An 11,757-nucleotide genomic window follows, 5' to 3' on the forward strand; every position below is an offset into this window, starting at 1 on the left:
CGTGTCATCCGTTCGCAACGTGGCGCGCGTAGCATGACGGGATGCTCGAGGAGGAATACCAGGCCCGCCGGACGCTGCCGCGCCACCTGCGCAAACCCGAGGCGCCCGAGACGCCGTTCGCCTTCGAGATCCGGCCCGCGCGCCCGGCCGACCTGCCCGCCGTCCGCGAGATCTACAACTACTACGTCGCGAACTCGACGGTCACCTTCGACGAGGACGCCATGAGCCTTCGCGAGTGGAAGCAGAAGTACTCCTATCTGAACCGGCTCGGCATGCCGTTCCTCGTGGCCGAGTCGCCGACCGGGCAACTCCTCGGCTACGCGCTCGTCTCGCCGTGGAAGCAGAAGCGCGCCTACCGGTACACGGTCGAGAACTCGATCTACCTCGGCCCCGCGGCATCCGGCAAGGGGCTCGGGAAGGCCCTGCTCGGCGCGCTCATCGACGCGTCGCGCGAGGCGGGCTTGAAGGAGATGATCGCGGTCATCGCCGACCAGGGCGCCGAGGCGTCGATCGCGCTGCACGAGCGGTTCGGCTTCCACGAGATCGGGCGGATGGGCCGGGTCGGCTTCAAGTTCGACCGCTGGCTCGGCACGGTACTGCTGCAGAAGACGCTGAAGTGAGCGGATGCCGCGGGGCCGCCGCCGCGGCGCCTGCGTAGGCTCGTGGGGTGGCCGACCTGCATGAGGACCTGCACGAGTTCACCGCCCTGGAACTGCACCAGCTGCTCCAGCGCGGCGAGGTGACCCCCGTCGAGGCGGCCGAGCACTTCCTCGCCCGGATCGAGCGCCTGGATCCGGAGGTCGGCGCCTTCGCGCACGTGACGCCGGAGGCCGCGCTCGAGCGTGCCCGGGTCGTCGCGCGCGACGTCGCGCACGCGGCCCCGCTCTGGGGCATGCCGCTCGCGGACAAGGACCTGCACCCGCGTGCGGGCGTCGCGACCGGGTTCGGGTCGCGGGCGTACGCGGGTCACGTCGCCGAGGAGTCGGACGACATGGTCGAGGCGGTGGATGCCGCGGGTGCGGTGAGCCTCGGCAAGACGGCGACGCCCGAGTTCGGGCTGCCGTCGTACACCGAGCCCCTCTCCGGCCGGCCGGCCAGGAACCCGTGGCAGGTCTCGCTGGGCGCGGGCGGCTCGAGCGGCGGCGCGGCGGCCGCGGTCGCCGCCGGGATGCTGCCGTTCGCTCCGGGCAGCGACGGCGGCGGGTCGATCCGCATCCCGGCCGCCTCGTGCGGCCTCGTCGGCGTGAAGCCGTCGCGTGGGCGCGTGCCGGCGGGGTCGGGCATCGACCGTCTCGGCGGGCTCGGGGTGGTCGGTCCCCTCGCACGGACGGTCGCCGATGCGGCACTCCTGCTCGACGGCCTGATCGCGCCGCGCGGCTACCCGGCGCGGCATCCGTTCGCCCTGCGCGCGCCGGGGGAGGACGGCCCGTTCCTCGGCGCCGCGATCCGCGGAGAGGGGCGCGTGCAGGTCGGCGTGATGCTCGACACGCCGTGGGACGACTTCGCCGACATCCGCCTCGACCAGGAGGCGCGGGACGCCCTCGACCGGGCGATCTCGCTGCTCGACCGGATGGGCCACGGCGTGGACGAACTCCCCGCCGCGCCGGAGCCCGGCTATCCGGCCGCGTTCCGCACGCTCTGGCAGGCGGGGGCGGCGGGGATCGCGGTCCCCGGGGAGTCCGCGGAACGGCTCGAACCGCTCACGCGCTGGCTCGTGGCGCGCGGCCGTGAGCGGACCGCGGGCGAGCTCGCCGAGGCGCTGGGCTGGCTGGCGGGCTTCGAGCGACGCACGATCGCGCGGTTCTCGGAGGTCGACGTGGTCCTCACGCCGGCGCTCGCCCTGACCCCCCGGCCGGTCGGCTGGTACGACGCCGAGGACGCCGAGGAGAACTTCGCGCAGCAGGTGCGGTTCACGCCGTACACGTCGTTCGTGAACGTGGCCGGGCTGCCCGCGCTGACGCTGCCGGTGCACGACACCGAGGCCGGCCTGCCGATGGGCGTCCAGCTCATCGGCCGACCCGGCGGCGAGGCGACGCTGTTCGCCCTGGCGGCGCAGCTCGAGCGGGCCGCCCGTCGCGGCCGTCGCCGCCCGCCGGTCTGGTGACGGATGCCGCGGAGCGCCGCGTCCGATCCGCCGGCGACGGCGACCCTTGGTGTCATCCGGCCCGACCGGTATGCAAGACTTAGGTAATGCTTACCTCAGTCGCCGAAACCGCGCCCGCACGTCCGCGACCCGCGTATCGCGGCTTCCGCGCGAGCGTCTCACGCGTGCGGCGGCTGTCCCCGCACTTCACGCGCGTGACCTTCGCCGGCGACGAGCTCGCCGAGTTCGGCACCGCGGGCTTCGACCAGCGGGTGAAGGTGGTCCTCCCGCTCCCCGAGTCCGGCTTCGCCCGGTTCCCCGACGGCGAGGACTGGTACTCGGCCTGGCGCGAGCTGCCCGCCGAACACCGCAACCCGTTCCGCACGTACACGATCCGAGCCGTGCGCCCCGAGTCCCGCGAGGTCGACGTCGACTTCGTCGCGCACGGCGACACCGGTCCCGGCTCGGCCTGGGCGACCCGCGCGACGGTGGGCGACGAGATCGTGCTCGTCGGACCCGACGAGCTGAGCGAGGGCCGCACGATCGGCATCGACTGGCGTCCCGGTGCGGTCGACACCGTGCTGCTCGCCGGCGACGAGACGGCCGCCCCCGCGATCTGCGCGATCGTCGAGTCGCTGCCCGCGGACGCCGAGGGCGCCGCGATCATCGAGATCCCCAGCGCCGACGACGTGCTCGAGGTCGCCGCTCCCGCGGGCGTCGAGGTGCGCTGGCTTCCCCGCGCCGAGGCGCACTCGCACGGCGAGCGGCTCATCCCCGCGGTGCGCGACTGGGTGGCTCGCACCTGCTGGCTCCGCGACTGCGCCGACCCGGTGTCGGCCGCCGCCGAGTCCGCCCGCCGAACGCTCGCCGAGCTCGAGTCCGCGGCCGACGCCGACGGCATCCTGTGGGACGTGCCCGAGGGCACGAGCCTCGACGGCGACTGCTACGCCTGGCTCGCCGGCGAGGCATCCGTCATCACCGCGCTCCGGCGCTTCCTCGTGCGCGAGGCGGGCCTCGACCGCCGCCAGGTCGCATTCATGGGCTACTGGCGGCGGGGCCGCGCCGAACTGGCGTGAGCGCGGCACCGTCCGTCGTGCCAGCGCGCTCGGCGACACGCCGCCCCGATGGGGGAACCGCGGCGGGCCGGGTGGCCGCCGACGCGGCGGACTCCGCCGCCCGGCGCCGGCGACCCCGCGCCGTCCGCGGCCTGCTCGTGCTCGCCGGCGCGGCCGCCGTACTGCTGCTCGTCGTGGCCGCGAGCCTCGCGCTCGGCGTGCGCACGATCGACCCGGGCGAGGTCTGGCAGGCGCTCGTCGCGCCCGACCTCGCCGACGCCGACCAGGCGGTCGTCGTCCAGCTGCGCATCCCGCGGACGGTGATCGGCCTCGCGGCCGGGCTCGCGCTCGGACTGGCGGGCACCGTGATCCAGGGCGTCACGCGCAACCCGATCGCCGACCCCGGCCTGCTCGGCATCAACTCCGGCGCGTCGCTCGCCGTCGTGCTCTGCATCTCGCTGCTCGGCATCACCGACCCACTCGGGTTCATCTGGTTCGCCTTCGCCGGTGCGACGCTCGCCGCCGCGGTCGTCTTCGCGATCGGCGGCGCGCAGCCCGTGCGGCTCGCCCTCGTCGGCGCCGCGCTCACCGCGCTGCTCACGCCCCTCATCGCGCTCGTCCTCATCCGCGACACCGAGGCCTTCAACCAGTACCGGTTCTGGGCCGTCGGGTCGCTGACGGGGCGCGACCTCTCCACGGTCGCATCGCTCTGGCCGTTCCTCCTCGTCGGGACCGTGCTCGCCGTGGCGCTCGCGCACCGGCTGAACCTCCTCGCCCTCGGCGACGACGTCGCGAGCGCACTGGGCCAGCGCGTCGGCGTCACGCGCGCGGCATCCGGGCTCGCCCTCGTGCTGCTCTGCGGCACCGCCGTCGCGCTCGCGGGTCCCATCGCGCTCGTCGGGCTCGTCGTTCCGCACGCCGCGCGCCGTCTCGTCGGCAGCGACTACCGCTGGATCACGGCGCTCGCGATGCTCCTCGGCCCGATCATGCTGCTCGCGGCCGACGTCATCGGACGGCTCGTCGTGCCGAACTCCGAGCTCGAGGCAGGGGTCGTCGCCGCGTTCCTCGGTGCGCCCGTGCTCGTCGCGATCGCACGCAGCCGACGGGTGGCCGGGCTCTGATGCGCGCCGCAGCGACCGTCGACGCGCGGGCCGGGGCGGCGGCCGCGGACGCCCACGCGCCCGGAGCCGCGAGCATCGGAGCCGTCCGCCGGGCGCACCGACGTCGCCACGCGCTGATCGTGGCCGCCGTCGTCGTCGTGGCCGCCGCGATCGGGTTCGCCGCCCTGTCGTTCGGGGCGGCCGGCGTCACACCCGATCGGGTCGTCGCCGTCCTGTTCGGCGGCGGCGGGCGGATCGAGCAGTTCGTGGTGCTCGAGCTGCGCCTGCCGCGGATCCTGGCGGCGCTGCTCGTCGGCGCGGCGTTCGGCCTCGCGGGTGCGGTGTTCCAGTCGACCCTCCGCAACCCGCTCGCGAGCCCCGACATCCTCGGCATCTCCGCGGGTGCGAGCCTCGGCGCGGTCTGGGCGATCCTCGGCCTCGGGGCGACGGGTGCGCTCGTGGCCGGGTCCGCGTTCGCCGGCGGCCTGGCGGTCGCGCTCGTCATCTGGCTGGCCGCCTGGCGGCAGGGGCTCCACGGCGTCCGGTTCGTCCTGGTGGGCGTCGGCATGGCGTACCTCTGCGGCTCGACCGTGGCCTGGCTGCTCGCGCGCTCCGAGGTGCGGCAGGCGCAGACGGCCCTGCACTGGACGATCGGCAGCGTCGCCGACGTCCGCGGTGAGGCCCTCGCGGTGCTCGCGGTGGGCGTGGCCGCGTGCGCGCTCGCGCTCGCGGTGCTGACCGATGCCCTCCGTCCGCTCGCGCTCGGCGACGACCACGCGCGCGCCCTCGGCGTGCGGGCGGATGCCGCGCGCGTGGGGCTGCTCGTCGTGGCCGTCGCGCTCGTGGCCCTGGCCACCTCGGTCGCCGGCCCCGTCGCGTTCGTCGCCCTCATCGCACCCGCGGTCGCGCGTCGGCTCGTCGGGGGCGGGGGAGCGGCGGTGACCGCCGCCGCGGTCCTCGGCGCGGCGCTCACGCTCGGCGCCGACGTCATCGGCCAGTTCGCGCTCCCCGGCTTCACGGCGCCGCTCGGCATCGTGACCGGGCTCATCGGCGCCCCGTACCTGCTGTGGCTGCTCGCCCGCACCGAGAGGACCCGCGCATGAGCTCGCTTCCCGCTCCCGTCGCCCCTGCGAACGGCGTCGGCCTCGTCGCCGAGGCCGTGAGCCTCGGCTACGACGGACGCCGGGTGATCGATGGTCTCGACCTCGCGATCCCGCCCGGCCGGATCACGGCCGTCGTCGGCCCGAACGCCTGCGGCAAGTCGACCCTGCTCCGCGGCCTCGCACGCCTCCAGCCGCTCGAGGCGGGCCGGCTGCTGCTCGACGGGCGCGACGCCTCGCGGATGCCGCGTCGCGACCTCGCACGCCGGGTCGGCGTCCTGCCCCAGTCCTCCATCGCTCCCGACGGCGTGCGGGTCGCCGACCTCGTCGCACGTGGTCGCTTCCCCCATCAGGGCTGGTTCGGCCGGCACTCGAGCGATGACGACCGGGTCGTCGCGGAGGCCCTCGCGGCGACGGGGGTCGCCGACCTCGCGGACCGCCCGGTCGAGGAGCTCTCGGGCGGTCAGCGCCAGCGCGTGTGGATCGCGATGGTGCTCGCCCAGCAGACCGACATCGTGCTGCTCGACGAGCCGACGACGTTCCTCGACGTGACGCACCAGCTCGAGCTGCTCGACCTGCTCACCTCGCTCAACCGCGAGCGCGGCACGACGGTCGTGATGGTCCTGCACGAACTGAACCTCGCGGCCCGCTACGCCGATCACCTCGTGGTCATGTCGTCGGGCCGGATCGTCGCCGAGGGCGACCCGTCGACGGTGCTGACCGCGGATTCGGTGCACGACGCGTTCGGGCTCGAGGCGAGCGTCATCCCCGACCCGGTCTCCGGCACGCCGCTCGTGGTGCCGATCGGCCGATTCCACTCGCTCGGCGAGGCGGAGGGCGGCGCGCTCGCCACCGATGACCGCGCGTGACGCGTCGGTGTGCGACCCGTGCTGACTTAGGTTAGCCTTTCCTTATCTACCCCCTTTCATCCAAGGAGCATCCGTGCGTCTTCGACGTTCCCTGATCACCGTGGCCGGCGCCGCCGTCACCGCGCTCGCCCTCTCCGCCTGCTCGGGCACCGCCGCCGAATCCACCGAGGAGGGCGCCGCAACCGCCGCCGAGGGCTTCCCGATCACGATGACGCACGCCTTCGGCGACACCGTCATCGAGGAGGCACCCGAGCGCGTGGCCACGTGGGGCTGGGGCTCCACCGAGGCCGCGATCGCGGTCGGCGTCTACCCGGTCGCCATCGCCGAGCAGGCGTGGACCGTCGGCGAGGGCAACTACCTGCCGTGGGTCGAGGCCGCGTACGAGGAGGCCGGCGAGGAGCTGCCCGCGCTCATCCCGGACCCCGAGGGCGGCGCCACGATCCCCTACGAGGAGTTCATCGAGGCCGAGCCCGACCTGATCCTCGCGCCCTACTCGGGCATCACGCAGGAGCAGTACGACACGCTCTCCGAGATCGCCCCGGTCGTCGCCTACCCCGAGGCGCCCTGGACCACCCCGTGGGACCAGACCATCGAGGTCACCGCCGAATCACTCGGCCGAGCCGACGAGGGCGACGCGGTCCTCGCCGGCATCGCGGACGGCCTGGCCGACCAGGCCGCCGAGCACCCCGAGTTCGCGGGCACGACCTTCGCGGGCGTCTGGGACGGCGACGGCTTCGTCTACGTCTACACCGCAGCCGACTCGCGCATCGAGGTCCTCACCGAGCTCGGTCTGGAGGTCGCCCCGAGCGTCTCCGAGCTCGACACGAGCGACGGCGGCTTCTTCTACGAGCTGAGCTACGAGCAGCTCGATCAGCTCGAGGCCGACGTGATCGTGAGTTACCACAACACGAAGGAGGAGGCGGACGCCTTCCTCGTCAAGCCGGAGCTGCAGGCGATCCCCGCGGTCGCCGCGGGCAAGGTCGCGCAGGTCTACGACCCGGTGACCGTCTCGTCGGTCTCGCCCCCCACCGCGCTGAGCTTCGACTGGGCGGGCGGCCTGCCGGCACTCGTCGAGGCGCTCGCCGGCGTCGTCGAGCAGTGACGTTCCGCTGAGGCTGCGACGGCGGGTCGGCTCCCCACATGGGACCCGGCCCGCCGTCGACCGTCTCAGCGCGTCGCCTCCCCGCCGGGACGTCGACGACGCGCCCCGGGCTTCGGCAGGTAGCCGCCCGCCTCGAGCCCGGCCTCGATCTCGAACCGGTTCGTGAGCGGGTTCCGGCCCGACATCCAGTACAGGACCGGGAAGAGCAGCCCGTAGGTCCGCCACTGCTCCCGATGGACGACCTCGTGCCCCAGCACGGTGTCGGAGTCGTTCCGGTCGGTCAGGTAGCAGCCCCCGACGCACGACCCGCCGCGACCGAACGTCCAGCGCGGCATTCCGCGGAACACGATGAGCCCGCGGCGCACCTCCACCCGGCCGCGGCTCCACAGGAACCCCCACGCGAACCCGACCGCGGTCGCCCACCAGTACCCGGCGAGGCTGATCGGGGAGTCGGTGAGGCGCACGCGCACCATCCGGCTCATGCCTGCGCCTCCGGGCGCCCGTCGGCCTCGAGCAGCCGCAACCAGACCTCGCTCATCGTCGGGAACGCGGGGACCGCGTGCCACAGTCGCCGGATCGGCACCTCGCCCACGATCGCGATCGTGGCCTGGTGGATGAGCTCGGCGACATCCTGCCCCACGAAGGTCGCGCCCACCACGACGTCGCGCGCGTCGTCGATGACGAGCCGCGCACGCCCCTCGTAGCCCTCCGCGACGATGCCCGCCCCGGTCACGCTCGAGAACGCGACCTCCGGCGTCCGCACCCCGAGCCCGCGGTCCGCGGCCTGCCGCGTCGTGAGTCCGACCGAGGCGATCTCCGGATCGGAGAACACGACGCTCGGCACGGCGACCGCATCCGCCGTGGCGGCGTGCACGCCGAACCGGCCCCCGTCGACCCGGCGACCGAGGGCGCGCGCGGCGATGACGTCGCCCGCCGCCCGTGCCTGGTACTTGCCCTGGTGCGTGAACGAGGCGCGACCGGTCACGTCGCCGACCGCGTAGAGCCAGGGTGCGTCGGCTCCGGATGCCGCGCCGGCGGCGGTCGCGACGAGCGTGTCGTCCACCTCGATCGACGCGCCGGGCTCGAGCCCGACCGTCTCGACGCCGATGCCCGTCGTCCGGGGTCGCCGGCCGGTGGCGACGAGCACCTCGTCGGCCGTGACCGTCGACCCGTCGTCGAGCTCGATGACGACCGCACCCTCGCCGTCGCGGGCGACGCGGACCGGGCTCACGCCGACGCGCAGGTCGACTCCGAGCGCCCGCAGGCCGGTCGCGACGGCATCGCCGGCGAACGGCTCCATGGTGCCCAGGAGCCCGCGCCGCACGAGCATGGTCGTCTCGGTGCCGAAGCCGGCGTAGAGCGTCGCCATCTCGGTGGCCACGACCCCGCCGCCGATGATCGCGAGCCGACCCGGCACGGCTCGGGCGCCCGTCGCGTCGCGGCTGAGCCACGGGCGCGCCTCGGCGAGCCCGGGCACGCCGGGCACGACCGGCTCCGAGCCCGTGCACACCGCGACGGCGTGCCGCGCGACGAGCACCTCCTCGTCGCCCCCGTCCGTCGGGGTGACGACCACGCGTCGTACACCGTCGAGGCGGCCGTGCCCGCGGATGAGGTCGGCGCCGACGCTCGCGAGCCATCCGACCGCACCGTGGTCGTCCCAGTCCGAGACCCAGTAGTCGCGCCGTGCGAGCGTCGCAGCGACATCCACCTCGCCGGTCACGGCGTCTGCCGCACCCGGGACGCGGCGTGCGGCGCGCAGGACGGACCCGCTCCGCAGCAGCGTCTTCGAGGGCACGCACGCCCAGTACGAGCATTCGCCGCCGACGAGCTCGTGCTCGACGACGGCGACCTCGAGGCCCGCGGCGCGGGCGCGATCCACGACGTTCTCGCCGACCGGTCCGGCCCCCAGGACGATGACGTCGAACTCCCTGGCCATGCGCACTCCCTCCTCGGCCGGGGGATGCGCCGACCGGCCACCGCCAGCCTAGGCAGCCGAGGGCCTCCGGGGCCATGGATTCGGCCACGCGGCGCGCGTGTCACCCGCACTCGCCGGGACCCGGGGCGGCCGGCTCAGGATGCGCCCGAGGCGAGTGCGCCGATCAGCCGCAGGATCGTCGGCAGGTCGTCGAGCGCCGAATCGGGGGAGGACGGCGCGAAGCCGGCGATCGACGCACCGGCGAGCGGCATCCGGCCGACGACGGCGCGGACGAGCGCGACCAGGTCGTCCGGATCGGCCCCGAAGGGGAGCGGGTACGAGAGTCCGGCGATCGCGGACGGGTCGAGCACGTCGAGGTCGATGTGGACGTACACGCGCGTCGCACCGGTCGCGAGGACGGCCTCGACGATCGCCTCCGCCTCACCGAAGCGCTCGACGCCGACCATCGTGACACCGTGCTCGTCGATGAACGCCTGCTCGCCCGCGTCGAGGGCGCGCACGCCGCCGAGCACGAGACGGGAGGGCGCGATCCGCTCGCCGTCGACGAGTGCGAGCCCGTCGGCGCCCTCGCCGACGATCGCGCGGAGCACCATGCCGTTGAACGCCCCCGACGGGCTCGTCTCGGGCGTGTTCAGGTCGGGATGCGCGTCGAGCCAGAGCACGGCCAGCGAGTCGGCGTCGCCCGCCACCGCGTTCGCCACCGACGTCAGCGCGATCCCGCAGTCGCCGCCGACGGCGATCGGCGTTCGGCCGAGGCCCCGCATGGCCTCGCGCATGCGCTCGCCCACGCGCCGCAGGGCGCTGTACCGCTGCACGCCCGTGCCGAGCGCGTCGCCCGCCTCGACGGGCACGTCGACGACGACGGTGGCGGCGGAGGGGAGGTCCCCGCTGATGGCGTGCGCCCCGTCCGCGTGGCTCATCGCGCGCGCGGAGACGGAGCCCTGCCACTCGGGGACGACGACGAAGGCGGCCGGCATGGTTCCCAGTATGTTCCTCGCGGGCATCGCCGCGCGAGCCGCGTCCCTCGACCCGGACCGGTTCCGGGTCGCGGCCGACCCAGCGGGCTCAGCCCTGGTCGGGGAAGCGGACGAGTCCGGCCTGGACGGCCAGCCCGACCGAGGCGATGCCCATGAGCCCGAGCCCGACGAGCGAGGCGATCGTCGTGGAGGCGATGACCGCGATCCCGCTCAGGCCGAGCAGCGCGAGGGTCGCCCACCAGGCCGACCTGCGGCGGGTCAGCCCGGTCGCGAGCGCGGCGACGACGAGCAGGCCGAGGCGTCCCCAGAGGTCGATCGGCGAGAGGATCGGCCCGGCCGAGGCCGACAGGGCGACGCCGACGAGGAGCACCGCGGCCCAGGTCGCGAAGAGGCGGGGACTGAACGGGCGCACCGGCGCCGTCCGCGGGCCGGCCCCGGGCGGGCGCCCGACCACGACGGGTCCGGTGCCGGTGCCGGTGCCCTCGGCGTCGGCGGCGCGGTCCGCCGACAGCAGGCGATACGCCCGGGTGACCTCGACGAAGCGCGCGCTCGCGAGGCGCACGTCGGACTCCGGGGCGCCGACGAAGCGATCGGGGTGCAGTTCGCGTGCCAGTCGTCGGTACGCGCGGTCCAGATCGGCCTGGCCGGCCGCACGGTCCACGCCGAGGAGCTCCGCCGCCTCGTCAGGGGTCACCCGACGCACCTCCCTCGCACGCCGGCACGTCGGGCCGGAGCGGGTGCGGATGCCGCGGGGAGCTCCCGCGGCATCCGCCCGGTTCAGGACCCGGCGATCTGCCCCTGGGCGCCACCGGACTTCAGGGCGGCGAGCCGCGCCTCGACCTCGGTGAGCTCGCCGAGGTCCTCGAGTTCGTTGAACTGCGCGTCGATGCTCGACGCGGCGAGCTCGGCCTGCCCACGGGCCTTGGCCTCCTCGCGGCGGACCTTGTCCTCGAAGCGGCCGAGCTCGCTCGTCGGGTCGAGGATGTCGATCGACTTGACGGCTTCGTGCACCTGCTGCTGCGCCGCGGCGGTCTTCGAGCGGGCGACGAGCTCGCTGCGCTTGTTCTTGAGCTCGACGAGCTTCTGCTTCATGCCGTTCAGGCCCGACTTGAGCTTCTCGACCACCTCGGTCTGCGCCGCGATCTGCGGCTCGGCCGCGCGCGCCTCGTTCTCCGAGGAGATCTGACGGCTCAGCGCGACCTTCGCGAGGTTGTCGAACTTGTCGGCGCCCGCGGTGTCGCCGGTGGTCCGGAGCTCGTCGGCCTTCCGGCTCGCGGCGAGGGCCTTGTCGCCCCACTCGCGCGCGGCGTTCACGTCCTCCCGGTGGTCGTCCTCGAGCAGGCGCAGGTTGCCGATGGTCTCGGCGATCGCGGCCTCGGCGTCGGCGATGGAGTTGGTGAAGTCGCGGACCATCTGGTCGAGCATGACCTCCGGGTCCTCGGCCTGGTCGATGAGCGCGTTGACGTTGGCTCGCAGGAGCTGCGAGATGCGTCCGAAGATGGACTGCTTGGTCATCGTGGTGTCCTTCCGGTGTG

The 11,757-nt window shown here is 74.5% G+C and carries 12 protein-coding genes; 7 read left to right on the forward strand and 5 right to left on the reverse strand.

Translation table 11 applies throughout. The features are described from left to right. Positions 1 to 41: 41 nt before the first annotated feature. The 7 genes from ACULK2_RS06620 to ACULK2_RS06650 all read left to right on the forward strand — a co-directional run bounded on the left by ACULK2_RS06620 (position 42) and on the right by ACULK2_RS06650 (position 7,309). Positions 42 to 620 carry a GNAT family N-acetyltransferase gene (locus tag ACULK2_RS06620; RefSeq protein WP_445969318.1) on the forward strand — a complete coding sequence of 193 codons (579 nt, stop codon included), beginning with the start codon at positions 42 to 44 and terminating at the stop codon, positions 618 to 620. Positions 621 to 667: 47 nt separating this feature from the next. Beyond that, positions 668 to 2,104, forward strand: coding sequence for an amidase (locus tag ACULK2_RS06625; RefSeq protein ID WP_445969317.1), 1,437 nt, complete (start codon positions 668 to 670; stop codon positions 2,102 to 2,104). A gap of 164 nt (positions 2,105 to 2,268) precedes the next feature. Then, entirely contained in the window at positions 2,269 to 3,159 is an 891-nt protein-coding gene (locus tag ACULK2_RS06630) for a siderophore-interacting protein (RefSeq protein WP_445969316.1), read from the forward strand. A 71-nt stretch (positions 3,160 to 3,230) separates the two neighbouring features. Further along, the gene (locus ACULK2_RS06635) at positions 3,231 to 4,259 is read left to right on the forward strand and encodes a FecCD family ABC transporter permease (protein ID WP_445969315.1); all 1,029 of its coding nucleotides are present in this window, start codon (positions 3,231 to 3,233) and stop codon (positions 4,257 to 4,259) included. Then, positions 4,259 to 5,341, forward strand: a complete 1,083-nt coding sequence (locus tag ACULK2_RS06640) for a FecCD family ABC transporter permease (RefSeq protein ID WP_445969314.1) — start codon at positions 4,259 to 4,261, stop codon at positions 5,339 to 5,341. The genes ACULK2_RS06635 and ACULK2_RS06640 overlap by 1 nt, the downstream gene beginning before the upstream one ends. Next, positions 5,338 to 6,207 (forward strand): ABC transporter ATP-binding protein, encoded by an 870-nt coding sequence (locus ACULK2_RS06645; RefSeq protein ID WP_445969313.1) that lies wholly within the window; start codon positions 5,338 to 5,340, stop codon positions 6,205 to 6,207. The genes ACULK2_RS06640 and ACULK2_RS06645 overlap by 4 nt, the downstream gene beginning before the upstream one ends. A gap of 73 nt (positions 6,208 to 6,280) precedes the next feature. Continuing rightward, positions 6,281 to 7,309 carry an iron-siderophore ABC transporter substrate-binding protein gene (locus ACULK2_RS06650; protein WP_445969312.1) on the forward strand — a complete coding sequence of 343 codons (1,029 nt, stop codon included), beginning with the start codon at positions 6,281 to 6,283 and terminating at the stop codon, positions 7,307 to 7,309. A 65-nt stretch (positions 7,310 to 7,374) separates the two neighbouring features. Here the strand turns inward: ACULK2_RS06650 and ACULK2_RS06655 are convergent, their stop codons facing one another. The 5 genes from ACULK2_RS06655 to ACULK2_RS06675 all read right to left on the reverse strand — a co-directional run bounded on the left by ACULK2_RS06655 (position 7,375) and on the right by ACULK2_RS06675 (position 11,737). After that, on the reverse strand, positions 7,375 to 7,791 hold the full coding sequence (locus ACULK2_RS06655) for a Fe-S oxidoreductase (RefSeq protein WP_445969311.1): 417 nt from the start codon (positions 7,789 to 7,791) through the stop codon (positions 7,375 to 7,377). Beyond that, on the reverse strand, positions 7,788 to 9,245 hold the full coding sequence (locus ACULK2_RS06660; protein ID WP_445969310.1) for a dihydrolipoyl dehydrogenase family protein: 1,458 nt from the start codon (positions 9,243 to 9,245) through the stop codon (positions 7,788 to 7,790). The genes ACULK2_RS06655 and ACULK2_RS06660 overlap by 4 nt, the downstream gene beginning before the upstream one ends. A 134-nt stretch (positions 9,246 to 9,379) precedes the next feature. Continuing rightward, positions 9,380 to 10,222, reverse strand: coding sequence for an arginase family protein (locus tag ACULK2_RS06665; RefSeq protein ID WP_445969309.1), 843 nt, complete (start codon positions 10,220 to 10,222; stop codon positions 9,380 to 9,382). A gap of 88 nt (positions 10,223 to 10,310) precedes the next feature. Continuing rightward, positions 10,311 to 10,916: a DnaJ domain-containing protein gene (locus ACULK2_RS06670; RefSeq protein ID WP_445969308.1), complete on the reverse strand. Its 606-nt coding sequence runs from the start codon at positions 10,914 to 10,916 to the stop codon at positions 10,311 to 10,313. 83 nt (positions 10,917 to 10,999) lie between these two features. Continuing rightward, entirely contained in the window at positions 11,000 to 11,737 is a 738-nt protein-coding gene (locus tag ACULK2_RS06675) for a PspA/IM30 family protein (RefSeq protein ID WP_445969307.1), read from the reverse strand. Positions 11,738 to 11,757: the final 20 nt, after the last annotated feature.

It is taken from the genome of Agromyces molybdatiresistens (assembly GCF_052748445.2).

Excerpts from the sequence above, each read along its gene's own strand:
- ACULK2_RS06645 (WP_445969313.1), top strand. The coding sequence starts at position 5,338 with ATGAGCTCGCTTCCCGCTCCCGTCGCCCCTGCGAACGGCGTCGGCCTC.
- ACULK2_RS06640 (WP_445969314.1), top strand. The coding sequence starts at position 4,259 with ATGCGCGCCGCAGCGACCGTCGACGCGCGGGCCGGGGCGGCGGCCGCG.
- ACULK2_RS06675 (WP_445969307.1), bottom strand. The coding sequence starts at position 11,737 with ATGACCAAGCAGTCCATCTTCGGACGCATCTCGCAGCTCCTGCGAGCC.
- ACULK2_RS06665 (WP_445969309.1), bottom strand. The coding sequence starts at position 10,222 with ATGCCGGCCGCCTTCGTCGTCGTCCCCGAGTGGCAGGGCTCCGTCTCC.
- ACULK2_RS06620 (WP_445969318.1), top strand. The coding sequence starts at position 42 with ATGCTCGAGGAGGAATACCAGGCCCGCCGGACGCTGCCGCGCCACCTG.
- ACULK2_RS06655 (WP_445969311.1), bottom strand. The coding sequence starts at position 7,791 with ATGAGCCGGATGGTGCGCGTGCGCCTCACCGACTCCCCGATCAGCCTC.
- ACULK2_RS06660 (WP_445969310.1), bottom strand. The coding sequence starts at position 9,245 with ATGGCCAGGGAGTTCGACGTCATCGTCCTGGGGGCCGGACCGGTCGGC.